Source organism: Kitasatospora sp. NPDC048722 (genome assembly GCF_040650235.1).
Taxonomy (GTDB): Bacteria; Actinomycetota; Actinomycetes; order Streptomycetales; family Streptomycetaceae; genus Kitasatospora.
In genome coordinates this window covers 80,725-106,181 of sequence record NZ_JBEZGX010000028.1, presented here as the reverse complement: position 1 = coordinate 106,181, position 25,457 = coordinate 80,725, and the positions used below count along the sequence as shown (strand labels likewise).

Below are 25,457 nucleotides of genomic sequence, written 5' to 3'. Positions count from 1 at the left end.
AGTCGGAAAATCACCCAGCCCCCGGAGCGGCCACCCCCGCAGCCACCCCCGGCGAACCCCACCCACCCGAAAGCCCACGACCACACCCCAAGCCCCGCGCAGCAGCCCCCACCCCCACCCGCAGCCGCCCCACCACGTGCCGAATCAACCGATCCAAGTCCGCGCAATACACAGACGGATGACCGAACCCGTCCCCCGCATACCGATGCGCATAGAGCCCACCCCCACACACCCGGACCAACGGGCACCCCACACACACCGGCCCGAGCCCGTCCACCCCACGCTGACGAGCCAAGAACGCCGGATGCGTCGCAGCGTCGGCGAAGCCGTGCCGCCACACGTCCAGTCCCGTCGCCGCAGCCCCGTCGTACGCGGCCTTGAGACTGTCCGCCTGCTCGATCGTTCCGTCCGCCTCGATCACCACGAGGTCCACCGGCGCGAGCCCGACGGCCTCGCTGGCCGCGCGGCCGCCGAGCAGCAGCACGGCCAGCTCCTCGAACAGCCGCACCCCGGTCTCCCGCCGAGGGGCGTCGAACCACCGGTCGAAGGCGGCGATCAGCCACTCCCCGTACGGAGCCGCCTCCCCGCCGGCCGGGGGCGCGGAGGGCAGGTCGCGCCGGACGCCGGCCGGCTGGGACTGCCAGGTCGCGTGCGGCAGGAGCAGGTCGAGCCGGGGCGGAGCGAACTCCAGCAGGGCCTCGTAGGTGGCCACCGGATCCGCCGCCAGGTCGACGACGCACAGCAACCCGGCGAACAGCGCGCGGTGTTCGGGTGAGCCGAGCAGCCGCACCGCCTCGGCGGTCCGCTCCCAGCTGCCCGCGCCGGAGGGCAGTAGCCGGTGCCGGTCGTGGTCGGCGCGCGTGCCGTCCAGCGACACCCCGACGCCGACCCGGTACCGGTGCAGGACGTCCAGCAGCGCGGGCTCGTCGAGCAGTCGGAGCCCGTTGGTCTGCAGGCTGAACCGGACCCGCGGCCCGGCGTCCGCCAACTCCCCCAACAAGGCGTCGAGATGACCGGCACCGACGAGCAGCGGCTCCCCGCCGTGCAGCACCACGACGACCTCGTCGAGCCCGTGCTCGCCCGCGTGCTCGGCGATCCGCCGCGCGGTGCGCCGGACCACCGGCAGTTCCATCCGCCGGGGCCGGTCCCGCCAGCTCTGGTCCGCGGCCTCGTAGACGTAGCAGTAGTCGCAGGCCAGGTTGCACCGACTGTGGATCTTCAGCAGGAACTGCCGGAACGCCACCATACGGCGAGCCTAACGCCGCAGGGCCACCGCCCTTGACAGCGAGTCCGGCACCGCACGACAGCCGGCCCGGCAGCGCATGGCAGCGAGTTCTGCACCGCATGACGGCGAGTCCGGCACCGCAGGAGACATCACCCGTGACGACGACTCACACGTGCGGCGGCTCCACGTCCGAGTCGAGCCGCAGCCCCGCCTTCACCGCCACGGTCGTCGGGTGCTCCTCCCCCAGCGTCGCCCGGGCCCGGCGGATGCAGTCCGCCCGCAGCTCGGCCGCCCGCTCGGTCTGCCCCGCGGTCGCGAGCGAGAGCGAGAGGTTGGAGTTGATGCCGATCGAGTCGTAGTGGTCCTGGCCGAGCGTCGCGGTCATGAGGGGCGCGGCCTCCAGTTCCAGGGCCAGCGCCGCCTGCGTCTCCCCGGCCACGGCCAGGTCGTTCGCGTGGTTCATCATCGCGATCGGGATGTAGAGGTGGTGGTCCCCGAGGACCGTCCGGAACTGGGCCAGAGTCCGCCCGGACAACGCCTTCGCCTCCTCCAGGCGGCCGGCCAGCCGCAGGTACACGGACAGGTTGTTGGCGCCCGCCAGGGTCACCGGGTGGTTCTCGCCCAGGTAGTCGCGGTACCGCGCAAGAGCCCGCTCGGCGAGCGGGATGGCCCGCTCGGTGAGGCCGAGGGCGTTGAGGTCGCTGGCCAGGTTGGTGGCGGCGGCGAGGGTGTCGGGGTGCTCGGGGCCGTTGATGTCCAGGTAGCGCTGGTAGATGTCCTCGTCTATCTCCAGGGCCTCGTTGTAGCGGCCGGCCCGCCGCAGGGCCACGGCGAGGTTCTTGCGTGCGCGGAGCGTGTCGGTGTGGCCGTCGCCGATGGTCTGCTGGTAGATCCGGACGGTCTCCTCCAGCAGGTCGAGGGCCTCCCGCAGGCGCCCGGTCTCGCGCAGGTCGCGCGCGTAGTTGGAGGCGGACGAGAGCGCGTAGAGGCTGTGCGCACCGAGGGCGTCGCGCTGCTGGAGGTAGTTGCTGCGGTGGCGCTCCAACGCCGCCCGCCGGTCGCCGGCCAGGTAGTCGGAGACGGCGAGGTTGTTGGTGATCATGAGCGTGCGCGGGTGGTCGGGTCCGAGGGTGCGCCGGGCCGCGTCCAGCGTGCGGCGGTCGAGGGTGCGGGCCTCGTCGTAGCGGCCGAGGAAGCGCAGGTCGGCACCGAGGCTGTTGGCGACGGCGAGGGTGTGCGAGTGCTCGGGGCCGAGGGTCGCGGTGAACCGGTCCAGGATGTCGCGGTCCATCTCGTACGCCTCCTGGAGGGCGCCCTGGGACCGGCGGATGTTGCTGAGCTGGGTGCGCAGCATGAGCGTCTGGGCGTCGTTGTCGACGTCGAAGCCGGGGCCGCCGTAGCCGTCCCGGCCCCAGTGTTCGAGCGTTCGCTCGGCGAGTTCCCGTCCGGACTCGTGCAGGCTGCGCTTCCACTGGTAGCGGACGGAGTCGATGATCCACTGCCGGACGTCCTCGTCGGCGCTGTCGACGGAGCCGGAGGGCCACAGGTGCGGCAGGAGTTCGGCGTACTCGGCCCAGTTGGCGGGGACGTCGGGGTCGCCGGGGTTGGCGGTGGCGAGCGCCGCGTGGACGACGCTGCGCAGTTCGGCCCGCCGTTCCTCCTCGACCTGGTCCCGGAGCACGGCCTGGACGAGCCGGTGCACGGTGATGGTCTCGCTGCCCTGGTCGGTGCGGGCGAGCCCGAACCGGTTGATGGCGCGCAGGAACTCGCCGATCGCGAGCTTGTCGCGGGGCGCGCGCGGGGGCAGCCGCAGGGCGCGGGTGACCGCGCGGCTGTAGAGCAGCCGCATCGGGATGGCATCGGGGCCGAAGAAGGCGCAGATCTCCAGGATCTGGGCGGCCGGGGCGTTCATCCGGCGCAGTTCCTCGACCGAGATGCGCCAGGTGGCCGCGGCGGAGTGCGGGTAGTCGGCGGTGCGCAGGGCGGTGCGCTCCAGCATCTCGGTGAGCTCTTCGTCGAGCAGTTCGAGGTAGGTGGCGATCGGCATGGACGTCTCCTGCAGCCAGACGGCGGCCTGGCCGACGGCGAGCGGCAGGTCGCCGAGGCGGTGGGCGACCTGGTCGGCGTCCTCCAGGGAGAGGCCGCTGTTGAAGCGGCGCAGCAGCCGGATGCTCTCCTCGCGCAGGAAGACGTCGACCTCGACGAGGCCGGCGTGCCGGGCCCAGCCCTGGTTGCGGGAGGTGATCAGGACGTGCCCGCCGGAGGAGCCGACCGGCTGCCAGGGGGCGAGTTCCTCGGGGGTCCCGGCGTTGTCGAAGACGAGCAGCCAGCGGCGGTAGGGCTGGCCGCGGCGCAGCGCGTCGAGAACGGCGGCGGCCGTGTGCGCGACGTCGTCGCTGGTGGGCACGCCGAGCCGCGGGGCGAGTTCGGCGAGCTTCTGCGGGATGTTGGCGGGTTCTTCCGCCGGCACCCACCAGACGACGTCGTAGGCGGCCTTGAAGCGGTGCGCGTACTCGGCGGCGATCTGCGACTTCCCGGCGCCGCCGAAGCCGTACAGGACCTGGCTGAGCACGGCGCCGGGGCCGCCGGTGAAGCGGTTGCGGAGCAGTTCGAGGAGCTTGCCGCGGCCGATGAAGGAGGCGTTGCGCGAGGGCGCCTCCTGGACCTGCGGGGCGGTGCCCGGGAAACGCGCGGGGGCGAGGAACTCGCCGCTGTCGGAGTCGGATTGGCGGGCGCTGCCGGGCGGCGGGCCGAGCTCGCCGTAGAGCTGGGACTCGGCGGCCACGGCGGAGGAGCGGACGAGGTCGGGCGCGGCCTGGCCGATGAACGGGCGGGGCACCGGCTCGTCCGAGTCCTGCAGTCGCAGGGCGACGAGGGCCGGGGAGCCGGAGGCGAGTTCGCGGCCCTGGAGCAGTTGCCAGACCTCGGCGGCGCGAGGCAGCGCGGTGTACTCGGGCGAGAGCAGCGCGAGCAGCCGGCCCTGGCCGTCGAGCGGCCCGGCGACCTCGGGCGGGCGGCCGCCGGTGTACGGCTCGGCGGCGTTGTGCAGGGAGGACTGGTAGCCGAAGCGGGTGAGGGTGCCGGCCGCCCACTCGGCCCACATCCGGTCCTCGGGCGCGTAGCTGACGAAGACCTGCCGGGGCACGGCACGGGCGGAGCGCAGGTAGGCGCCGTAGAGGCGGCGGCGGGTCTCGGAGCCGAGCGGGCGCAGCGTGCGGACCCTGCCGTCGGTGATCCAGCCGGCCAGCCGTTCGAAGGCGTTGAGCAGGCTGCGGGCCTCCTGCGGCCGGTCGGCGACGGTGGCGGGCACCTCCTCGTAGGCGTAGAACGGCTTGTACGGGACCTCGACGTCGGCCCAGTAGCCGGCCCGGCGTTCGGCGGGCAGCCAGCGGCCCAGGTAGGGCGCGAAGGCCTCGCGGGCGTAGTCCCGGCCGGCTTCGAGGCGCTCCTGCTCGGCGTCCTCGACCCGCATCGGCACCGGCAGAACGCGGATGGCCCGTTCCTCGGCCTCGGCGATGGCCCGGGCGGCGTCGACGCCGCCGCGGATGTTCTGGGCGCTGAAGGTGAAGCAGTCGACGACGGAGTCGGGCATCAGGACGGTGCAGATGCCGGAGGTGTCGCTGACGCCGGTGCGGCTGTCGATGAGCACGTAGTCGTACGTACGGGACCAGCGTTCGCGCAGCTCGCGCAGGAACTCGCCGCCGCGGATGTCGCGCCCGTGGTAGAAGCTGCGCCAGTTGAAGCTGGTGACGGCGGCGGCGTAGGCGGCGTTCTGCCGGCCGGCCGGGAGGAAGTCGAGCCGTCCGCCGGCCGGCAGGTCGAGGGCGAGGCCGCAGACGTAGGCGTCCAGCCGGCCCGGCTCGTCGAGCCAGGCCGCCGGGGACAGGCCGGCCGGTCCGACGGCGGAGGGCAGCGCCTGCTTGACGTAGGAGCGCAGCAGGTCGATCAGGCCTTCGGTGGAGTGGAGTTCGGGGTCGACCAGCAGGGGGTGGTAGTAGCGGTGGAGGCCGGGCGCCTCCAGGTCCCAGTCGACGACGAGGACGCGCAGGCCGCGACTGGCGAGGATCCACCCGACGTTGGCGAGGGCCATGGTGCGGCCGGTGCCGCCCTTGAAGGAGTAGAACGTGACGACCGATCCCGGTCCGCCGCGGGCCGGCTCTGTTCCGGGCTCAGTGATCATCGTCCTGGTCTCCCCTCAGGGGCGCTGCGTCGTCGTGGTGGTCGCGCGGGTTCGGCACGTCGGGCGGGTTGGGCCACCGCCCCGGTTCCCGTGGCGGGGTCTCCGGGGCCGGCTGCGGACCGAACGGGATGGCCAGCCCGGGGATCGCCCGTTCGCCGGTGCCGCCGGGGCCGAAGCCGAATGCGCCACCATCATCGTCCCCCCAGTCCAGGTTGTCGTCCATGAGCTTGTTCTGAGCGACCGTCACCATGATGGTGAGGTCGGAGTCGAAGTTCTCCCGGTTCACCTTGACGCGGAAGAGGTGCTCCGGGTCGCTCCGGCGCAGCCAGTTGCGGCGGAACACGCCGCGCACGCCGGCCCAGAGCGCGTCGCGCTCCCCCTCCGGGTCGGCGCTGCCCATCGGGACCATCACGCCAGTGACGGGGTGGTTCTGGTCGTCGTACTCGCGCAGAGCGGCGCGGTAGCGGACGTGCCCGGCCACCCAGGGGTCCACCAGCAGGACGCTGACCTGACTGTCCTCGCGGGCCTGGTCGAGCTTCTCGCCGAGGCCCGCGCCGACCTCCTCCAGGGTGGTGGTGTGTCCGGCGGCGGTGATCACCCGCTGGGCGCGCACCGCGAGGGACGGCGTCGTGGGCGGGTGGTACGGCGCCCAGTGCCAGGGCTTGGCCCCGTACCAGCCTCCGGCGTGGGAGCCGCCCTCGGCGGCGGCCTCCGAGGCCCGGCCGGCCGCGATGAACAGCCGGACCATGCCCGCGCCGGCCGTGGACTCCACCGGCTGCGGGCCGGGGAAGTAGCCGCGCACCGCGTTGAGATCGAAGTCGGCGAGCTCGGTGAGGCGGCGCGCGGCCGCGTCGCGGACGCGCTCGGCGACGACCTTGACGACCTGCCGGTAGGCGTCGCCCTGCGGCCCGGTGCGCAGCAGCGCGCGCAGGCCGTACCGCGCGTAGGCCTCGCCCATGTCCGGCTGGGCCCACTGGATCTTGGTGACCTCGGCGGCCAACTCGCCCGGGACGACCGGCTCCCAGAGCACCGGGACCAGCGCCGGGATGAGCTCGCCGGTGTCCTCGTGGTGGCGCCGGACGCGGCCGCGGAAGGCGGTCCACTCCTTGCCGCAGTAGAGGCTGGCGAAGTAGGCGGGCGAGTAGAGCGCGACCATCGCGCGGCTGCGGCCCAGCATGGTGGCGAGCTGCTCGGCCCAGTCGTCGCCGACCCGCAGCTGCTCGGTGTCGCGGTACGCCAGCTCCTCGGCCCGGGCTGCGGGTTCGATGCGCCCGAGCTCGTCTCTCAGGTCGCTGAAGAACTGGTCGACGAAGGCATCCTCCGCCTCGAAGTCCACACGGGCGTAGCTGAAGAAGAAGTAAGGCTGCAGCACTCTGTCCCCCGAGGCCCGACGGTGTCGCGACGGCGCTGGTTTCATACCCAGCATGTCGTGAACTCCACCGGTCGCGCGGGGAAGTTGGCGAACTCGGAGGCTCCGGGGGGTTTAACCGGTGGTGGGGCGCACGCCCCGACCGGTCCCGCTACCGCCCTCGCTACCGGCCGAGCGCCGACTGGAACGCCGCGAGCGGTTCCGCGCCGGGGGTCAGCGCGTCCGCGACCACCCGGCGCAGCAGGTCGCCGAGGACGGTGTCGGGCAGCGCGTCGAGTTCGTCGAGCGGCAGGGCGGCGACGTCGACCAGGTCAGAGCCGAGTCCAGCGGCGGTTTCCGCACCGGTGACGCCCATCAGTCCCTCACTCGATCGTGTCGGCACGGCGGGCTGGTGCCCCGGTGGGATCCGACCCAGGTCCGCGCGGGCAGAATGTTACTACGCCGCACCTTGATCATGACGGACCGTCAGGTCCACTGCGGCGCCGCACCCCCGCCCCGCCCTCAGGGGCAGAGGCGTTCGACGCGCCAGCCGGTGGGGGCGGCGGGGTCGGCGAGGTAGCGGAGGCGGTCGTGGAGGCGGTTCTCCCGGCCCTGCCAGAACTCGACGGCCTCGGGGACCACCCGGTAGCCGCCCCAGAACGGCGGGACGGGGACGCCCTCGCCCTCGGGGTAGCGGCGTTCCAGTTCGGCGTAGCGCCGTTCGAGGACCTCGCGGCCGGCGACCGGGCTGGACTGCTCGCTGGCCCAGGCACCGAGCTGGGAGCCGTGCGGGCGGGTGCGGAAGTAGGCGGCGGTCTCGTCCCGGCCGACCTTCTCGACCCGACCCTGGACGATGACCTGGCGGGCCAGCGCGATCCACGGGAAGAGCAGGGCCGCATGCGGGTTCTCTGAGAGCTCCGAGCCCTTGGTGGAGCCGTAGTTGGTGAAGAAGACGAAGCCGCGCACGTCGTAGCCCTTGAGCAGGACGGTGCGCGAGTTGGGCCGCCCCCGGGCGTCGGCGGTGGAGAGCACCATGGCGTTGGGCTCGATCACGCCGGCGTCGTCCGCCTCGTGGAACCAGCGGGTGAACTGGCCGAGCGGGTCGGGCGCGAGCTGCTCCTCGACCAGGCCCTCGTGGGTGTAGTGCTTGCGCATCACCGTGAGGTCCGGACCGGGCCGGGCCTCGTCGGCCAGGTTCCGGGTGGCGGGGCTCAGGGGCGTCGACTGGGCGCGTTCCGGGGTCTGCACGCCAACATCATCCCGTACGACAAGCAACCGGCACCGCTACCTCGAGACAAACCCCGGTGGGAGATAAGGTGACTCGCCACCGCTTGGCCGCCCGTCGTACGGTGAATTGTCCGGAACACGGCTTTCGGTTCCGGGGATTTCCCGGGCACGACCGACCCTCGGCGGAAAAGTCAAGCGGGCCCGCGGCAAACATCACCACGGTGGTGTATGGCGCAATGCACCCCGTGCCTGCCACTCTGGCACCGAGTGCCAACCACCATTCGGTCACTGGTGCGCCGCCCCACCACGGCGGAGCGCCGATCGCAGAACTGAAGGAGCCGTCGCATGTCCGACTTCGTACCCGGGCTTGAGGGAGTCGTCGCGTTCGAGAGCGAGATCGCGGAGCCCGACCGCGAGGGCGGCGCCCTCCGATACCGCGGTGTCGACATCGACGACCTGGTCGGCAAGGTCTCCTTCGGCCACGTGTGGGGCCTGCTGGTGGACGGCAAGTTCAACCCCGGCCTGCCGGCCGCCGAGCCCTTCCCGATCCCGGTGCACTCCGGCGACATCCGGGTCGACGTCCAGTCCGCGCTCGCCATGCTCGCCCCGGTCTGGGGCCTCAAGCCGCTGCTCGACATCTCCGCCGAGCAGGCCCGCGACGACCTCGCCCGCGCCGCCGTCATGGCGCTGTCCTACGTCGCCCAGTCGGCCCGCGGCCAGGGCCTGCCGATGGTCCCGCAGAGCGAGATCGACAAGGCCGAGACGGTCGTCGAGCGGTTCATGATCCGCTGGCGGGGCGAGCCGGACCCGAAGCACGTCAAGGCCGTCGACGCGTACTGGACCTCGGCCGCCGAGCACGGCATGAACGCCTCCACCTTCACCGCCCGCGTCATCGCCTCCACCGGCGCCGACGTCGCCGCCGCGCTCTCCGGCGCGGTCGGCGCGATGTCCGGCCCGCTGCACGGCGGTGCGCCGTCCCGCGTGCTCGGCATGATCGAGGAGATCGAGCGCACCGGCGACGCCGTCAAGTGGGTCAAGAACGCGCTGGACAAGGGCGAGCGCCTGATGGGCTTCGGCCACCGCGTCTACCGCGCCGAGGACCCGCGCGCCCGCGTGCTGCGCCGCACCGCCAAGGAGCTCGGCGCGCCGCGCTTCGAGGTCGCCGAGGCGCTGGAGAAGGCCGCGCTGGAGGAGCTGCACAACCGCCGCCCGGACCGCGTCCTCGCCACCAACGTCGAGTTCTGGGCCGCCATCATGCTGGACTTCGCCGAGGTCCCGGCGCACATGTTCACCTCGATGTTCACCTGCGCGCGGACGGCCGGCTGGTCGGCGCACATCCTGGAGCAGAAGCGCACGGGCCGGCTCGTGCGCCCCTCCGCGCGCTACATCGGCCCCGGCGCGCGTCGCCCCGAGGAGATCGAGGGCTGGGACGCCATCGCGCACTGAGCTCGCGGGACGCCGGCTGCTCCGTCCTGCCGCACCGCCCCTGACCAGCGGGTCCGGCCCCGGCCGGGCCCGCTGCGGCGGGTCGGGGAGCAGTCGAGATCACAGTCTCAGGACGCGGACGACCGTATCCCCGCCCGCGCCCCGGCCGGTAGGCTGCGGCGCGTGGCTCAGATCCAGATCCCCGCTGACATCAAGCCCGCAGACGGCCGTTTCGGCTGCGGACCGTCCAAGGTGCGCCCCGAGGCCCTGAGTGCCCTCGCCGCCACCCAGGCCTCCCTGCTCGGCACCTCCCACCGCCAGGCCCCGGTGAAGAACCTGGTCAAGCGCGTGCGCGAGGGCGTGAGCAGCCTGTTCTCGCTGCCCGAGGGCTACGAGGTGGTGCTCGGCAACGGCGGCTCCACCGCCTTCTGGGACATCGCCGCCTTCGGCCTGGTGCGGGAGAAGTCCCAGCACCTGGACTTCGGCGAGTTCTCCTCGAAGTTCGCCTCCTCGGTCAAGGCCGCGCCGTGGCTGGGCGAGCCGAGCGTGATCAAGACCGCCCCGGGCACCCACCCCCTGCCGGTCGCGGAGGCCGGCGTGGACGTCTACGGCCTCACCCACAACGAGACCTCGACCGGTGTCGCGATGCCGATCGGGCGCCCGGCGGGCGCGGACGAGGGCTCGCTGGTGCTGGTGGACGCCACCTCGGGCGCCGGAGGCCTGCCGGTGGACATCACCGAGACCGACGTCTACTACTTCGCCCCGCAGAAGTCCTTCGCCTCCGAGGGCGGCCTGTGGCTGGCCACCTTCTCCCCGGCCGCCCTGGAGCGCGCCGCCGAGATCGCCGCCTCCGGCCGCTACATCCCGCCGTTCTTCTCGCTGCCGACGGCCATCGACAACTCGTCGAAGGACCAGACGTACAACACCCCGTCGCTCTCCACGCTGTTCCTGCTGGCCGACCAGCTGGAGTGGCTGAACGGCAACGGCGGTCTCGACTGGGCCGTCGCCCGTACGGCTGATTCCTCGTCCCGGCTGTACGGCTGGGCCGAGAAGTCGTCCTACGCGACGCCGTTCGTCGCCAACCCGGCCGAGCGCTCGCAGGTGGTCGGCACGATCGACTTCGACGAGTCGGTGGACGCCGCCGCGGTCGCCAAGGCACTGCGTGCCAACGGCATCGTGGACACCGAGCCCTACCGCAAGCTCGGCCGCAACCAGCTGCGCATCGCGATGTTCCCGGCGATCGACCCGGCGGACGTCGAGGCCCTCACGCAGTGCATCGACTTCGTGGTCGAGGCGCTCTAGCACCGGCACACCGACGACGAGAGGGCCACCGCACACGTGCGGTGGCCCTCTCGTCATTGCCGCGGGGGTGCCGCCGGAGTGCCGCCGGCGGGAGGCCGCCGGGGTGCCGCCGCTACCGGTTGACCAGCGAGCTGACCAGGACGACGACCAGCAGGAGCACCAGGGTGCCGGTCACGATGCGCATGCGAGTCTTGGGATCCACGGTCAACGAGCGTACCTCCGGCTCACCCCCGGCTAGACGCCGAGTCCGGCCCCACCGGTGGCGTCGATGTTCTGGCCGGTGACCCACCGGGAGTCGGCGCAGGCCAGGAAGGCCACGATGTCGGCGATGTCGGACACCTCGGCGACCCGCTTGAGCGCCGAGCGCCCGGCCGTCTGCTCCCGCGCCGCCGGGTCGTCCAGCCACGGGTTGATGTCGGTCGGGACGACGCCGGGCCGCACCGCGTTCACGGTGATCCCGCGCGGCCCGAGCTCCTCGGCCAGGGCCAGGGTGAAGGCCTCCAGCGCGCCCTTGGTCATCGCGTAGGCGATGGCCGACGGGAAGGCCACCCGGGTGGCACCGGACGAGACGTTGACGATCCGCCCGCCGTCCCGCAGGCGCTCCAGACCGCGCTGGACGACGAAGAACGGCGCCTTGGCGTTCACCGCGAACACCTCGTCGTAGGCCGCCTCGGCCAGCTCGTGGACCCTCCCGAACAGCCCCGTGCCCGCGTTGTTGACCAGGACGTCCAGCCCCTCGGCTCCCCCGCCGTGCCGAGCCCCGTGCTCGGCGCCGTACGCCGCCAGCCCCTGGTCGAAGGCCGCCCACAGCGCGTCGGCATCACCGGGGACGCCCAGCTCGGCGCCGATCGCGAAGGCCCGTCCGCCCTTCGCCTGGATCGTCCGCACGACCTCCTCGGCGGCCTTCCCGTTGCGGCCGTAGTGCACGGCGACCAGCGCGCCGTCCCGGCCGAGCCGCTCGGCGATGCCCCGCCCGATGCCCCGGCTGCCGCCCGTCACCAGTGCCGTCTTCCCTGCCAGCGCGCCCATGGCCACGCCCCCTCACTCCGGTCGACCGTTGTGGCGATCGGTTTCTGTAGCGATCGCTAATGAATGAAACCGTAGCACGGCTTCTGTAGCGCTCGATATAAAATCTGGTCATGACCAGCACGACGCGCGGGCGCCCCCGCTCCTTCGACCGCGAGGCCGCCCTCGAGCAGGCCCTGCGGCTGTTCTGGGAGCGCGGCTACGAGGCGACCTCGGTCGCCGACCTCACCGCCGCCATGGGCATCCGCCCGCCGAGCCTGTACGCGGCCTTCGGCGACAAGCGGACGCTCTTCGCCGAGGTCGTGGCCCGCTACCAGGAGACGTACGGCATCCAGACGACGCGCGCCTTCGCGGAGGAGCCGACCGCCAGGGCCGGTGTCGAGCGGATGCTGCGCGAGGCCGCCGCCGTGCTCACGGACCCGGCCCACCCCTGGGGCTGCCTGCTGGTCGGCTCGACGGTCAACTGCACCTCGCCCGATGTCGTGCAGGCCGTCCGCGAGCAGCGCGAGGCCAACCTGCGCGACCTGGAGTCCCGGATCCGCGCCGACGTCGCCGCCGGCCTGGAGCCCGCCGGCACCGACCCGGCCGCGCTGGCGCAGTTCATCGCGACCGTCCTCCAGGGCATGACGCTGCGTGCCCGCGACGGCGCGAGCCGGGCGGAGCTGGAGCAGGTCGCGGCCGTCGCGATGCGCGCCTGGCCGTGATCAGTCGACCGCCCAGCGCGCCAACGACCAGGCGCGGACGGTCTCGTAGTGCGCGAAGCCGCCGTCCAGGTCGCTCTTCATGAGGTGCAGTTCGGCGGCCTCCCACTCCGGCCCCCGGTAGTCGGCCAGCGCAGCGGCCAGTCCCTCCAGCTCGGCCGCCGCGACCCGCTGGACGGCCCGCCGGTGCCCGCGCGACGAACCGGCCCGGGCGAGGGTGAGGTGCGGGTGGAAGGCGAACGCGTCCACCTCGCCGGTGACGTCCGCGGTGGCCTCGTTCACGGCCTCCGCGAGCCTGCGCAGCGCCCAGGCCTGCCCCTCGACCCCGACCCAGAGCACCCGGTCGCCGAAGCGGCCCGCGCCCGCGAGTCGCAGCCGGTGCGCCGGGTGGGCCTCGGCGACGGCGGCCAGGGCCGTCTCCAGCTCCGGCAGCCGGTCCTCCGGTACCTGCCCGAGGAAGGCCAGCGTCAGGTGCCAGCCCTCGACCGTGGTCCAGCGCAGCCGGTCCGCCCCGGGCAGCCCGCGCACCGGCGCCACCGCGTCGGACAGTCCCTGCAACGCCTCGGCCGGCGGCAGCACCGCCACGAACAATCTCATGGTCCCATCTTCCGCCGAGCCGTCGTCTGCACTAGAACCTTTTCCATGAAGATCCGCAACGGGGGCCCCGAAGACGTGCCCGACCTGCTCGCCCTGCTCGACGGCGCCGTGGCCTGGCTGGCCGGCCAGGGCCGCACCGGCCAGTGGGGCGACCAGCCCTTCTCCACCGTCCCGGCCCGGGTGGAGCACGTCGAGAAGTACGGCCACGAGCCGTTCCTGATGCGCCTCGCCGTGGACGACGAGGGCCGCACCGTCGGCGCGTGCGTCCTGTCCGAGGAGCGGGGACCGTACATCCCCGCCGTGGACGAGCGCGAGCTGTACGTCCGCAATCTGGTGACCGACCGTGCGCGCAAGGGCTCGGGCATCGGCGCCGCGCTGATCGCCGACGCGCTCGACGAGGCCCGCCGGCGCGGCATCGGCCTGCTCCGGGTGGACTGCTACGGCGGCGACGACCGCAAGCTCGTCGGCCAGTACCGGGCCCTCGGCTTCACCGAGACCGAGTCCTTCGAGGTCGAGCAGCCGAACGGCGCGTGGGTCGGCCAGGTCCTGGAGATCCGGCTCTAGCAAGGCGTCCGGGTACACCTCAGGCCTCGGGGGCGTTGCCGCACCCGAGGCCTGATGATTCATCAGCAGGCCGGAGCCAACTGGGACTTGGACGCGGTGGGGGTCCGCGCAACGACGGCCACCACCCGGCCGCCGCGGCCCGGGTGCAGGTCGAAGCGCACCCTCAGGTCCGCGCTGCGGGCGAGCACCAGGCCCACCGCACCGGCCGCCAGTGCGGACACCAGCCCACAGGCCAGCAGCCCGAGCCGGGGCCCGTACGAGGCGGTGACCCAGCCCACGATCGGCGCGCCGATCGGCGTGCCGCCGGTGAAGACCAGCACCAGCAGGCCCATCACCCGGCCCCGCATCTCGGGGTCGGTGGCCAGCTGCAGCATCGAGTTGACCGAGGTGTTGAAGCTCAGCCCGAACACCCCGATCAGCGTCAGCAGCGCCGCGAAGGTCCAGTAGTCGGGCGCGAACGCGGCCACGACCTCCAGCGCGCCGAAGCCCAGCGCCGCCGCCACCAGTCTGCGCAGGCGCGGCGCGCCCCGGCGGGCCGCGAGCAGCGCTCCGGCCAGCGAACCGACCGCCATCGCGGTGTTCAGCAGACCGTACTGCCCGGCGCCCACCTTGAAGGTGTCGTGCGCGAAACCGGCCAGCAGCGTCGGGAAGTTGAAGCCGAAGGTGCCGATGAACCCGGCGAGCACCATCGGCCAGAGCAGCTCGGGCCGCTCCTTCACGTACCGCAGTCCCTCGCGCAGCTGCCCCTTCTCGCGGGCGATCGGCTCGGTCGGGCGCAGCTCGCTCTCCCGCATCGCGAGCAGTCCGCCGATCACGGCGGCGAAGGACAGTGCGTTGACGGCGAACGCCCAGCCGCTGCCGACCGCGGCGATCAGCAGGCCCGCGACGGCGGGGCCGACCAGGCGCGCGGTCTGGAAGTTGGCGGCGTTGAGGCTGACCGCGTTGGCGAGGTCCTTCGGGCCGACCATCTCGGACACGAAGGCCTGCCGGGTCGGGTTGTCCACCACGGTGACCAGGCCGAGCAGCAGGGCGAACGCGTACACGTAGTAGGGCGTCACGATGCCGCCGACGGTCATCACGGCGAGGCCCGCGGCGAGCAGGCCCATCGCGCCCTGGGTGTAGATCAGCAGCCGGCGCTTGGGCATCCGGTCGGCGAGGACGCCGCCGAACAGGCCCAGCAGCAGCATCGGCAGGAACTGCATCGCGGTGGTGATGCCGACGGCGAGCGGGCTGCCGGTGAGGCTGAGCACCAGCCAGTCCTGGGCGATCCGCTGCATCCAGGTACCGGTGTTGGACACCACCTGGCCGGCGAAGTAGTAGCGGTAGTTGCGAACGCGCAGTGAGGAGAACATGCCCCGGGGTCGCGTGAAATCGGCGCCCGTGGGGGATGCGGCCGAGCGGGATCGGCCGGGAGCGGCGGGGTCGTCCGCCGCGGTGCGTTCGTCGGGGTCGTCGTCGCCGTTGCCCGGCAGCCCCGTGGGGGCGGGTGCCTGGGTGTCGGCGGCCGCGGCGGTGGCCGCGGCGGGGTCGGTGGTCGGCTCGTCGGTACGGATGGCGGCGGCGGCTGCGGCCGGCGGTGTCACGGTGTTCTCCCCTCGCGGCGCGACGGCCCGCACATCGGCCGTCGCGCTCCTGGTGTTCGTGGTCGGTCCTGCGGTGATGCGGTGCTCCTTCTTCTCCGACTGGCAGGTCGGACTGGGTGTGCCTAGAGGTGTGCGAGCTTGTAGAGCACGGGCGCGGCCTCCCGGAGGACGGCCCATTCCTCCTCGTCGAGCCCCTCGGCGAGCTCGGCGAGCCAGGCGTTGCGACGCCGGCGGCTCTCCGCCAGGATCGCCTCGGCCTGCTCGGTGCTGCTGACGACCACCTGGCGGCGGTCCTCGGGGTGCGGCTCGCGCCGCACGAGCCCCTTCTCCTCCAGCATCGCGACGATCCTGGTCATCGAAGGGGGCTGCACGTGCTCCTTCCGGGCGAGCTCACCCGGCGTGGCCTTCCCGCACCGGGCGAGGGTGCCCAGCACCCCCATCTCGGTAGGGCTCAGCGACTCCTCGACCCGCTGGTGTTTGAGCCGGCGGGAGAGGCGCATCGTGGACGATCGCAGCTGGTTGACCGCTGCGAGGTCCTGCTCGGACATCTCGGGCATGGTCTTTAGCCTACGTCATTACTCTCGCTAACGAAAATTGGTTCCCGCCCTCCCCGCCCTCCCCGCCCTCCCCTCGCTCCACCGCCGCGCCGGAAGATCGCCCCGGTGCCATATTGGACATAGGTCTCGACTCCCAGAAGGGCCGACCAGACATGTCCGACCTCGCCGCCGACCAGGCCGCCCCGAACAGCACCGGTTTCGCCCGGCTCGCCCTGGTCACCATCGACTGCGCCGACCCGGTCGCGCTGGCCGGGTTCTACGGCGAACTGCTCGGCTGGGAGACCCGCCACGCGGACGAGCACTTCGCGATCCTCGACAACCCCGAGGGCGGCAGCCCGCTGGCCTTCGGGCGGGTCACCGGCTACCGGCCGGAGCCCTGGACGGAACCGGACGGCGGCAAGCACTTCCACCTCGACTTCTACGTCGACGACCTCGACGAGGCCATCGACCGGGCCCTGGAACTCGGCGCCACCGAGCCGACGTACCAGCACGGCCGGACGCTCAAGGTGCTGATCGACCCGGCCGGCCACCCGTTCGGACTAGCTGCCCTGGAGTAACCAACGAACGGGCCCGGCGGACCTGCGCAGACGGTGTCAGGGATTGGTGCCAAGATCATGCAGGCACCGTAAAGGCCCACGCTGACCTGGGACTTCACGAAAACGCCGAACCTTGTGCGACCGCCGGGCAGTGGTTACTGTCCCGGTTGTCAGGGCCTCGTTGTCAGGGGCACCACATGTCAGGGGCGCCATGCCAGGTCTCCCCCCGGCGGACCCCGTCCGTGCCCACTCCGCACGGCTTCCCGCGCGCCCCACCGGCCGTTCCGTCCCTCCCGGCAGTCCCGCGTCCGCCCGAGCCCTGGCGCCGTCCTCCCCCTCATCCGTCCAGGGAGCTGTCATTGGGTGAGATCCACCATGCCGACCACGGCTGGATAACACCGGCGGTCTCGTACTTCGTCGCCTGCCTCGGCTCGTTCGTCGCCCTGCGCAGCGCCCGCTGGGCGCTCGTCTCCCAGGGCCGCACCCGGGCCAACTGGTTGCTCTTCGCGGCCACTTCGCTCGGCGCCGGAATCTGGTCCATGCACTTCATCGCGATGCTCGGCTTCTCCGTCAGCGGTGTCGACATCACCTACCGGCCCGGGCTGACGGTGCTCAGCCTGGTGGTCGCGATCGTCGTCGTCGGCGTCGGCCTGTTCACCGTCGGGTACAGCAGGCGCCCGGTGCTGTCGTTGCTCGCCGGCGGCCTGACCACGGGCCTCGGGGTCGCGGCGATGCACTACCTCGGCATGGCCGCGATGGTCCTGCCCGGGCACGTGCACTACGACCGGACGACGGTCGGGCTGTCCATCGGCATCGCGGTGTTCGCGGCGACGGCCGCGCTCTGGGCCGCGCTGAACATCCGCGGCACGCTGGCCGTCCTGGCGGCGGCGCCGGTGATGGGCGTCGCCGTGTGCGCGATGCACTACACGGGCATGTCGGCGCTCTCCGTCGAACTCGACTTCTCGCAGAGCACCCAGGGCGGCGTGATGGCGCTGGAGTTCATCTTCCCGCTCGGGGTCGGACTGGGCTGCTACGTGTTCTTCGGCGCACTCGCCTTCGCGGTGTCGCCGAGCAAGAACGTCACCCAGCCCCTCGTCGTCGGCCACGCCGCACCACTGGCCGCACGTCGGCGCTGAGTGCTCGCCGACACCCAGCGCACGCACGGCGGAGGCCGGGCCCGCACGCACCGGGCCCGGCCTCCGCTTTCGCGTCCCGCTACTCGGGCCCGCCGAGCAGCCCGGTCAGGTGCTCCGGCGTGGCCACCGGGCACACCTTGCGGACGAAGTCCCGCCGCAGCCCGTGGTACGGCTCGCCCGCGCGGTAGAAGTTGGCGTGCATGCGCCGGAGTTCCTCCGCCCGGTAGTCGGCGAGCGGACGCTCCTCGTCGTCCGCGGCCAGCCGGCGCTTCTTGTCGACCAGCCGCGCGGTGAGCTCCGGCGAGGCGGCGAGGCGGGCCGCCTCACGGGCCGTCCAGCGGCGGAAACCGGCCGCGTCCCCGCCCTCCGTTCGGTCCACCAGGCCGATCCGGCGGGCCTGCTCGGCCCCGATCGGCAGCGCCTCGGCGGTCAGCCGCTCCGCCCACTCGGCGCCGACCCGGCGCGGCAGGGTGTACGTCCAGTACTCGGAGCCGTACAGGCCCATCAGCCGGTAGTGCGGGTTGAGCACCGCCGACTCGCGGCACCACACCTCGTCGGCCGCGATCGCCAGCATCAGCCCGCCCGCGGCGGCGTTCCCGGCGAGCGCCGAGACGGTCAGCTTGTCGGTCGTGGTGAGGATCGCCCCGACCAGGTCGTCCATCGCGTTGATGTTCTCCCACGACTCCAGCGCCGGGAAGGACGCGCCCTCGATGACGTTGAGGTGGATGCCGTTGGAGTAGAAGTCCCGGGCCGCCCCGAGCACCAGCACCGAGGTGGGCCGGTCGGCGGCCGCGCGGTAGGCGGCGAGCAGGCGGCGGCACTGCTCGGTGCTCATCGCCCCGCCGGTGTGGGCGAATTCGAGGAAGCCGACATCGCCGTCCTCGTGGTAGCGCAGCTCCGACCAGGTGTCGCGGCGGGCCGCCTCGGCCGGGGTCACCGGCACCTCGCGGACGCGGTGCAGCTCGTCGGCGAGCACCGTCGCGGCGGGCAGCTTGAAGGTGGCGGGCCCGCCCGGGGTGCGGCGCGGGCGCAGCTGCGGGATCCACACCGCGCCGTCCACGGTGGCCCGGCAGATCGCGCCGTCACGGGTCGCGAGCACCTCGCCGGGCACCGGGCCGCGCAGCTCGTCCTCGGGGTGGCCGCCGTGCAGGAAGAACTCGCGGCCGTACAGCTCGTCCAGCACGCCGGGCTGGGAGTCGGCGGCGCGGAGCTTGCGGAGCACGGTGGCGGTGTCGTCGGCGGACCAGTCGATCCGGCGCGCGTCCTGCCGCAGGAACGGGCGCAGCCGGCCGCGGACGTCGGGCCGGTCGTAGTCGAGCGGTTCGGGGGTGAACAGCCCGCCCTCGTAGCGCTGGACGGCCAGCAGGACGGCCTCGACGGCGGCGTCGGCCACCTCGTTGCGGTACAGCTCGCTCTTGCCGCACGCGGGGACGGTGAACTCGACCGACGCCCAGATGTCGCCCGCGTCCATCTCCCCGACGGCCTGCAGGACGGTGACGCCCCAGCGCTCGGCGCCCTCGGTGATCGCCCAGTCCAGCGAGGACGGGCCGCGGTCGCCCTTGGGCCCCGGGTGCACGATGAGGACGGTCCGCTCGCGCCAGACGTCCTCCGGGATGGCCTTGGTGAGCATCGGGCAGACGATCAGCTCGGGATCGGTCCGGTCCACCGCGGCCCGCACCTGCTCGTCCCCGAGGGCGAGCTGGACGGCGACCTGGTGGCCGCGCCCGCGCAGTTCGGTGTGGACGCGCTGGGTCAGGCTGTTGAACGCACTGGCGATCAGGAGTAGGCGCAAGGGGGCCTCCGACGGGGACTGGGGGTCGCGCGCGGAGGCGATGAAACCAGGGCATGGACACGTAATGATTACGGTCGGCCCGCCCTCGCCCGACCCTCACGCACCCCGCACACCTGTGGCCTCGGCATGGCGCATGCTTCGCGGGATCTCCCCAGCCCCTCCCCGGAGTTGCCCCTCCCGGTTCGCCTCCGTCGGGTTAGCGGGGAAAGGCCCGGCGGGCCCGCCAGGTGGTGTGCTCGCGGGAGACCGCGTCCTCGGCCTCGGCGGCCAGGCGGGCCCAGCGGGTCTCCGCGTCCGGCGCCCGGAGGTCGAGGTCGGACAGCTGGTTGCCGACGTTCTCCAGCTCGCGGGCGGCCAGCTGGTAGGCGGCGGCCAGCGGGCGGAGCTGCTTGAGCTGTGTCCAGGCGATGATCGACGCCGCCGCGGCGGAGCTGGCACCGAAGACGTGCACCTGCAGCGCGCCGGTCGCCTGCGCGACGGCCGCCGCCGCGCCGATGATGATCAGCGCCGCGATGCCGAGCCCCCACGACACCGCCTGCGACTCGCACGCCTCGGCCCGGGAGCGGTACCAGGTGCGCTGGCTCTCGACCCGGGTGCGGAGGTAGAGCGTCCGGCGGGCGGTCAGCGAGCCGGCTCTGGCCAGCCGCATCTCGGGGGTGATCTCCGGGACGGTGCCGGGCGGCACGATCTCCGGGTCCTCGAAGGCCCGCATCACGTCTTCGAGCTGCAGCAGGTAGCCGTGGTCCACGTCGGGCGAGTCCGCCTCGCCGTCGAACGGGCGGGCGCGCACCGAGTACTTCCAGGCGAGCGTCTTCACCGACTCGGCCGCGGCCCTGGCCTCGTACCAGCGGCCCTGCGGGTTGCTGCGGCGCAGCCGGGACCAGAAGTAGCCGGCGATCAGGAAGGCCACCACCGAGAAGAGTGGCGCGATGTCGCCGTCGCCCGCCTTGTCCGGCCCCGGGAATGAGCCGATCACTGCGGCGATCACCAGCATCGCGATCAGCCCGCGGTACCACCGGAGCGTCTCGCGCTGTCCGTCCAGCGAGGCCTTGTCCGCCGTCCAGAACAGGTCCGGCAGCAGCTTGGCCTCGTCTCCCCCGGGCGGATCCTGTTGCACCATCGATCGAGCCCCCTCCCCGTAGCCCCGTCCAGGCAGTATGCCCCCGACCAACTCCGCTACACAGTCACCTTTTTGACACCTTTCCCACGCGTCCGATTGCCCCTCCAGTCGGTAACCGGTACAACCGGTTACATGCCGCTGCACTGGAAGCTCGTCATCGACTGCGCCGATCCGCTCCGCCTGGCCGCCTTCTGGGCCGCCGCCCTCGACTACGCGGTCGAGGACAACAGCGCCCTGGTCACCCGCCTCCTCGCGGCCGGCGCGCTCCCCCCGGAGGCCGTGACCGAGTTCGAGGGTCGCCCCGCCTTCCGCGCCCTCCTCGCCGTCCGTCACCCGGACGACCCGTTCGACCCGGCCACCGGCACCGGCCTGGGCCGCCGCATCCTCTTCCAGGCGGTCCCCGAGCCCAAGGAGACGAAGAACCGCCTCCACCTCGACCTCCACCCCGGCCCCGCAGCCCGCGAGGCCACCGTCACCCGCCTGCAGTCCCTCGGCGCCACCGTCCTGCGCCACGTGAAGGAGAACGGCGGCGAATGGACGACGATGGCCGACCCCGAGGGCAACGAGTTCTGCGTCCAGTAGCCCGGCCGGGACGCACCGCGGCCCCGCCCTCCACGGGGGAGGGCGGGGCCGCGCGGGTGCCGTACGGCACTCAGAGCAGGCCGAGGGCCGGCATCAGGTAGTAGAAGGCGAAGACGCCCGCGACCGCGTACATCGGGATCGGGACCTCGCGGCCGCGGCCGGCGGCCACGCGCAGGATGCAGAAGGCGATGAAGCCGAAGCCGATGCCGTTGGTGATCGAGTACGTGAAGGGCATCATCACGATCGTCAGGAACGCCGGGATCGCGATGGTGTAGTCGGCCCAGTCGATCTCCTTGATCGAGTTGGCCAGGATCAGGAAGCCGACGGTGACCAGGGCCGGGGTGGCGGCCTGCGCGGGGACCATGGTGGCGAGCGGGGTGAGGAAGAGCGCCACCACGAAGAGCAGGCCCGTGACGATCGAGGCGAAGCCGGTCCTGGCGCCCTCGCCGACGCCGGCCGTGGACTCGACGAAGCAGGTGTTCGCGGACGCGGAGGTGGCGCCGCCGGCCGCCGTGGCGATGCCGTCGACCATGAGGATCCGGTTGATGCCCGGCAGGTCGCCCTTCTCGTCGAGCAGGTGGGCCTCGTCGGCGACGCCGAGGATGGTGCCCATCGCGTCGAAGAAGCACGACATCAGCACGGTGAAGACGAACAGCGCGCCGGTCAGCACGCCGACCTTCTCGAAGCCGCCGAACAGGCTGACCTTGCCGACCAGGCCGAAGTCCGGGGCGGCGACCGGGTTGCCGGGCCACGCCGGGACGGTGAGGCCCCACTTGAGGGCCGGGATGTCGGCGAACTTGTCGATCACGACGGCGACGGCGGTGCTGACCGCGATGCTGATGAGGATCGCGCCGGGCACCTTGCGGATCACCAGGACGAGGGTGAGCAGCAGGCCGACGACGAACACCAGGACCGGCCAGCCGAGCAGGTGGCCGCCGGTGCCGAGCTGGAGCGGGACGGTGGTGTGGGCGGCGTCCGGGATGCGGCTGACGAAGCCGGAGTCGACCAGCCCGACGAGGCTGATGAACAGGCCGATCCCGATCGCGATGGCCTTGCGCAGCCCGAGCGGCACGGCGTTCATGACCCGCTCGCGCAGCCCGGTGGCGACCAGCAGCATGATCGCGAAGCCGGCCAGGACGACCATGCCCATCGCGTCCGGCCAGGTCATCCTGGGCGCGAGCTGGAGCGCCACGATGGTGTTGACGCCGAGGCCGGCGGCCAGGCCGATCGGCACGTTTCCGATGACGCCCATCAGCAGGGTGGTGAGGCCCGCGGTGAGGGCGGTCGCGGTGACCAGCTGGGCGCTGTCCAGGTGGGTCCCGTTCAGGTCCGTGGCGCTGGCCAGGATGATCGGGTTGAGCACCAGGATGTAGGCCATGGTGAAGAAGGTGGCCACGCCGCCGCGGATCTCGCGCGGCAGGGTGGAGCCGCGCTCGCTGATGCGGAAGTAGCGGTCCAGGGCGCCGGAGGGCGGTTCGGGCGCGGTGTCGGCGGGCTCGGGCGACTCGGTGGTCGGCTGGACCACAGGCATGCGTGCGTCCTCTGTGGGGGGCGGAGGAGAGGGGGCTGGCGCCCTGGTCGACGGTGGCCGGGCGTAGAACTAAAAGTATGGTTTCCGGATCGCACACGCGCTATCTTCGCGCGTAGAGTCCCAGGCGTCCCCGAGCGGACGCCGGATGATCCCCACCGGACCCGCGCCCCGTACGCTAGGCCCCATGTCCAAGACCCCGCTGCACCCCTCCCCTCCGCCGCTGGAGGCCAACGACGTCGCGATCGTCGGCGGCGGCACGGTGCTGTGGTTCGTCGCCTTCCTGGTGCTGCTGCCGTTCCAGGGCACCCTCTCCGACCACGGCCACGGCACCTGGCCCTGGGTCTGCCTGTCCGGCGGGCTGCTCGGCCTGATCGGCCTCTGGTACTGCCGAGCCCGCCGGGACGCGATCGCCCGAAGCCGCGCCGCCGAGGCCGCCGCGCACGCCGAGGGGACGGGCCCGGACGGGGCCCCGTAGACCCCGGCCACCCGGTCGGACCGAATAGGCCTTTAGTAGCACGCATCGGACATAGGGCACCCGTAGAGTCGGTGCCATGACGCAGCCTGCCCACTCCGCGGAAGAGCAGCCCGGTGACGGCGACCGTCCCGACGGTGCGCACCCCCTCGGCCTGCTGCCCGGCCGGCGCGGCGGGCTGAGCGGCGCGGAGGTGGCCGAGCGGGTCGCGCGCGGACAGGTCAACGACGTCCCGGTGCGCTCCAGCCGCTCCACCAAGGAGATCGTCCGGGCCAACGTCTTCACCCGGTTCAACGCGATCATCGGCGTGATGTTCGGGATCATCCTGGTCGTCGGCCCGATCCAGGACGGCCTGTTCGGCCTGGTCATCGTCGCCAACACGGCGATCGGCATCATCCAGGAGCTGCGCGCCAAGAAGACCCTGGACAGCCTCGCCCTGATCGGCGAGGCCCGCCCGCAGGTGCGCCGGGACGGCACCGTCCAGCAGATCGGCGTCGGCGAGATCGTGCTCGACGACACCGTGCTGCTCGGCATCGGCGACAAGGTGATCGTCGACGGCGAGGTCACCGAGGCGGACGGTCTGGAGATCGACGAGTCGCTGCTCACCGGCGAGCCCGACCCCGTCCTCAAGCAGCCCGGCGACCAGGTGATGTCCGGCAGCTTCGTGGTGGCCGGCGCGGGAGCGTTCACCGCGACGAAGGTCGGGCGCGAGGCCTACGCGGCGCAACTGGCCGAGGAGGCGAGCCGGTTCACGCTGGTGAAGTCGGAGCTGCGCACCGGCATCGACAGCATCCTGCGGTTCATCACCTACCTGCTGATCCCGACCGCGATCGGCCTGATCATCAGCCAGCTGGCCGTCGAGGGCCGGGACTGGCGCGAGGCGGTGCGCCGCATGGTGGCCGGCATCGTGCCGATGGTCCCGGAGGGCCTGGTGCTGCTCACCTCGGTCGCCTTCGCGATCGGCGTGATCCGGCTCGGGCGCAAGCAGTGCCTGGTGCAGGAGCTGCCCGCGATCGAGGGGCTGGCCCGGGTCGACACGGTGTGCCTGGACAAGACCGGCACCCTCACCGAGGGCGGCATGGACGTGATCGACCTGCGCGTGATCTCCGACGGCGTGCCCGGGGCGGCCGGGCCGCAGACGATCGAGCACGCACTCGGCGTGATGGCCGGGGCCGACGCCCGGCCGAACCCGTCCATGCAGGCCGTCATCGCCGCCTACGGGGACGGCTCCCGGGCCGTGACGGGGGCCGCGGGCGGTGCGACCGGCTGGCGCGTGATCGAGGCCATGCCGTTCTCCTCCGCCCGCAAGTGGAGCGGCGTGCAACTGCTGGAGCCGCAGGGTGGCGAGGCCACCTGGCTGCTCGGTGCCCCCGACGTCCTGCTGCCCGCCGGCCACCCGGCGCTCGCCGAGGTGGACGAGCTGGGCGCCAAGGGCCTGCGCGTGCTGCTGATCGGCCGCAATCCCGTCCCGCTGGACTCCCCCGACCCGGCGGCGGGCCTCACACCGCTCGCCCTCGTGGTGCTGCAGCAGCGGCTGCGCGAGGACGCGGCGGCCACGCTGCGGTACTTCGAGGGGCAGCAGGTCCGGGCGAAGGTGATCTCCGGCGACGCCGCGGTCTCGGTCGGCGCGGTCGCCGCCCACCTCGGCCTGCCCGGCGCGGACCACCCGCTGGACGCCCGCGCGCTGCCGGCCGAGCCGGAGGCGCTCGCCGACGCCGCCGAGGGGACGAGCGTGTTCGGCCGCGTCACGCCGCAGCAGAAGCGCGAGCTGGTCGGCGCCCTGCAGTCGCGCGGGCACACGGTGGCCATGACCGGCGACGGCGTCAACGACGTGCTGGCGCTCAAGGACGCGGACATCGGCGTGGCGATGGGCACCGGCAGCGACGCGACCAAGGCGGTCGCCCAGATCGTGCTGCTGAACGACTCCTTCGCGACGCTCCCCTCGGTGGTGGCCGAGGGCCGCCGGGTGATCGGCAACATCGAGCGCGTCGCCGGGCTGTTCCTGGTCAAGACCGTGTACTCGGTCCTGCTGGCGCTTCTGGTGATCTTCACCCACTCGCCGTACCCGTTCCTGCCCCGGCACTCGACCGTGCTGTCCACGCTCACCATCGGCGTACCGGCCTTCTTCCTCGCCCTCGCCCCCAACAACGAGCGCGCCCGCACCGGCTTCGTCAAACGCGTGCTGCGGCTGGCGATCCCGGCCGGCGTCATCGCGGGCACCGGGACGTTCGTGTCCTACGCACTGGCCAGGGCGAACCACGCGACGGACCTCAAGGCCGACACCAGCGTGGCCACGCTGACGCTGTTCCTGATCGCCATCTGGGTGCTCGCCATCGTCGCCCGCCCGTACAACTGGTGGCGCCTGCTGCTGATCGGCGCGATGGGCGGCGCGTTCGCGCTGGTGCTGCTGGTCCCGTGGCTGTCCGACTTCTTCCAGCTCCGCCTGGTCGGCATCCGCGACCCCTGGACGGGCGTCGGCATCGCGGTGATCTGCTGCGTGGCCCTGGAAATCGTCTGGCGCTTCATGAAACGCCGCGGCTACGAGTGACGCGG

At 72.6% G+C, this 25,457-nt stretch carries 21 protein-coding genes; 9 read left to right on the top strand and 12 right to left on the bottom strand.

What is annotated here, in order from left to right; all coding sequences use genetic code 11:
* Nucleotides 1–10 precede the first annotated feature (10 nt).
* From AB0C76_RS21675 to pdxH, 5 genes are all read right to left on the bottom strand, one after another.
* Nucleotides 11–1,246 carry an FxsB family cyclophane-forming radical SAM/SPASM peptide maturase gene (locus tag AB0C76_RS21675; RefSeq protein ID WP_359967718.1) on the bottom strand — a complete coding sequence of 412 codons (1,236 nt, stop codon included), beginning with the start codon at nt 1,244–1,246 and terminating at the stop codon, nt 11–13.
* A gap of 145 nt (nt 1,247–1,391) precedes the next feature.
* On the bottom strand, nt 1,392–5,405 hold the full coding sequence (fxsT, locus tag AB0C76_RS21670) for an FxSxx-COOH system tetratricopeptide repeat protein (protein WP_359967715.1): 4,014 nt from the start codon (nt 5,403–5,405) through the stop codon (nt 1,392–1,394).
* Nucleotides 5,395–6,777 carry a TIR-like protein FxsC gene (locus AB0C76_RS21665; protein ID WP_359967712.1) on the bottom strand — a complete coding sequence of 461 codons (1,383 nt, stop codon included), beginning with the start codon at nt 6,775–6,777 and terminating at the stop codon, nt 5,395–5,397. The genes fxsT and AB0C76_RS21665 overlap by 11 nt, the downstream gene beginning before the upstream one ends.
* A gap of 160 nt (nt 6,778–6,937) precedes the next feature.
* Nucleotides 6,938–7,129 carry an FxSxx-COOH cyclophane-containing RiPP peptide gene (fxsA, locus tag AB0C76_RS21660; protein WP_359967709.1) on the bottom strand — a complete coding sequence of 64 codons (192 nt, stop codon included), beginning with the start codon at nt 7,127–7,129 and terminating at the stop codon, nt 6,938–6,940.
* 146 nt (nt 7,130–7,275) lie between these two features.
* Entirely contained in the window at nt 7,276–7,908 is a 633-nt protein-coding gene (gene pdxH / locus AB0C76_RS21655) for a pyridoxamine 5'-phosphate oxidase (RefSeq protein ID WP_359967733.1), read from the bottom strand.
* 417 nt (nt 7,909–8,325) lie between these two features.
* Here pdxH and AB0C76_RS21650 point away from each other — a divergent pair, with 417 nt between their 5' ends.
* Together AB0C76_RS21650 and serC are read left to right on the top strand one after the other, a co-directional pair.
* A complete protein-coding gene (locus tag AB0C76_RS21650) occupies nt 8,326–9,426 on the top strand; it encodes a citrate synthase 2 (RefSeq protein ID WP_329932237.1) in 1,101 nt (366 codons plus the stop codon).
* 162 nt (nt 9,427–9,588) lie between these two features.
* Complete coding sequence (serC, locus tag AB0C76_RS21645; RefSeq protein WP_359967705.1) at nt 9,589–10,707, top strand: phosphoserine transaminase; 1,119 nt, start codon at nt 9,589–9,591, stop codon at nt 10,705–10,707.
* 234 nt (nt 10,708–10,941) lie between these two features.
* Here the strand turns inward: serC and AB0C76_RS21640 are convergent, their stop codons facing one another.
* The gene (locus tag AB0C76_RS21640; RefSeq protein WP_359967702.1) at nt 10,942–11,736 is read right to left on the bottom strand and encodes an SDR family oxidoreductase; all 795 of its coding nucleotides are present in this window, start codon (nt 11,734–11,736) and stop codon (nt 10,942–10,944) included.
* A 110-nt stretch (nt 11,737–11,846) separates the two neighbouring features.
* Here AB0C76_RS21640 and AB0C76_RS21635 point away from each other — a divergent pair, with 110 nt between their 5' ends.
* On the top strand, nt 11,847–12,437 hold the full coding sequence (locus tag AB0C76_RS21635; protein WP_359967700.1) for a TetR/AcrR family transcriptional regulator: 591 nt from the start codon (nt 11,847–11,849) through the stop codon (nt 12,435–12,437).
* On the opposite strand, the gene thpR is transcribed toward AB0C76_RS21635, so the two are convergent.
* A complete protein-coding gene (gene thpR, locus AB0C76_RS21630) occupies nt 12,438–13,031 on the bottom strand; it encodes an RNA 2',3'-cyclic phosphodiesterase (protein ID WP_359967698.1) in 594 nt (197 codons plus the stop codon). It abuts the gene before it with no gap.
* 45 nt (nt 13,032–13,076) lie between these two features.
* Here thpR and AB0C76_RS21625 point away from each other — a divergent pair, with 45 nt between their 5' ends.
* Complete coding sequence (locus AB0C76_RS21625) at nt 13,077–13,595, top strand: GNAT family N-acetyltransferase (RefSeq protein ID WP_359967695.1); 519 nt, start codon at nt 13,077–13,079, stop codon at nt 13,593–13,595.
* A 62-nt stretch (nt 13,596–13,657) separates the two neighbouring features.
* Here the strand turns inward: AB0C76_RS21625 and AB0C76_RS21620 are convergent, their stop codons facing one another.
* Nucleotides 13,658–14,947, bottom strand: coding sequence for an MFS transporter (locus AB0C76_RS21620; RefSeq protein WP_359967730.1), 1,290 nt, complete (start codon nt 14,945–14,947; stop codon nt 13,658–13,660).
* Between the two features lie 353 nt (nt 14,948–15,300).
* The gene (locus tag AB0C76_RS21615; RefSeq protein WP_359967692.1) at nt 15,301–15,735 is read right to left on the bottom strand and encodes a MarR family transcriptional regulator; all 435 of its coding nucleotides are present in this window, start codon (nt 15,733–15,735) and stop codon (nt 15,301–15,303) included.
* Nucleotides 15,736–15,887: 152 nt separating this feature from the next.
* Between AB0C76_RS21615 and AB0C76_RS21610 the strand changes: the two genes are divergently transcribed.
* Nucleotides 15,888–16,292, top strand: coding sequence for a VOC family protein (locus AB0C76_RS21610; protein WP_359967689.1), 405 nt, complete (start codon nt 15,888–15,890; stop codon nt 16,290–16,292).
* A 338-nt stretch (nt 16,293–16,630) separates the two neighbouring features.
* On the top strand, nt 16,631–17,407 hold the full coding sequence (locus tag AB0C76_RS21605) for an MHYT domain-containing protein (protein ID WP_359967686.1): 777 nt from the start codon (nt 16,631–16,633) through the stop codon (nt 17,405–17,407).
* Between the two features lie 79 nt (nt 17,408–17,486).
* On the opposite strand, the gene AB0C76_RS21600 is transcribed toward AB0C76_RS21605, so the two are convergent.
* Together AB0C76_RS21600 and AB0C76_RS21595 are read right to left on the bottom strand one after the other, a co-directional pair.
* Nucleotides 17,487–19,199 carry an enoyl-CoA hydratase-related protein gene (locus tag AB0C76_RS21600; protein ID WP_359967683.1) on the bottom strand — a complete coding sequence of 571 codons (1,713 nt, stop codon included), beginning with the start codon at nt 19,197–19,199 and terminating at the stop codon, nt 17,487–17,489.
* Between the two features lie 196 nt (nt 19,200–19,395).
* Nucleotides 19,396–20,319, bottom strand: coding sequence for a DUF4231 domain-containing protein (locus AB0C76_RS21595; protein ID WP_359967680.1), 924 nt, complete (start codon nt 20,317–20,319; stop codon nt 19,396–19,398).
* A 132-nt stretch (nt 20,320–20,451) separates the two neighbouring features.
* Here AB0C76_RS21595 and AB0C76_RS21590 point away from each other — a divergent pair, with 132 nt between their 5' ends.
* On the top strand, nt 20,452–20,901 hold the full coding sequence (locus AB0C76_RS21590; RefSeq protein ID WP_359967677.1) for a VOC family protein: 450 nt from the start codon (nt 20,452–20,454) through the stop codon (nt 20,899–20,901).
* 70 nt (nt 20,902–20,971) lie between these two features.
* On the opposite strand, the gene AB0C76_RS21585 is transcribed toward AB0C76_RS21590, so the two are convergent.
* Nucleotides 20,972–22,432, bottom strand: coding sequence for an NCS2 family permease (locus AB0C76_RS21585; RefSeq protein WP_359967674.1), 1,461 nt, complete (start codon nt 22,430–22,432; stop codon nt 20,972–20,974).
* Nucleotides 22,433–22,616: 184 nt separating this feature from the next.
* Here AB0C76_RS21585 and AB0C76_RS21580 point away from each other — a divergent pair, with 184 nt between their 5' ends.
* Nucleotides 22,617–22,907: a DUF2530 domain-containing protein gene (locus AB0C76_RS21580; protein ID WP_359967671.1), complete on the top strand. Its 291-nt coding sequence runs from the start codon at nt 22,617–22,619 to the stop codon at nt 22,905–22,907.
* 76 nt (nt 22,908–22,983) lie between these two features.
* Nucleotides 22,984–25,452 (top strand): HAD-IC family P-type ATPase, encoded by a 2,469-nt coding sequence (locus AB0C76_RS21575; protein WP_359967668.1) that lies wholly within the window; start codon nt 22,984–22,986, stop codon nt 25,450–25,452.
* The last annotated feature ends 5 nt before the right edge of the window (nt 25,453–25,457 follow it).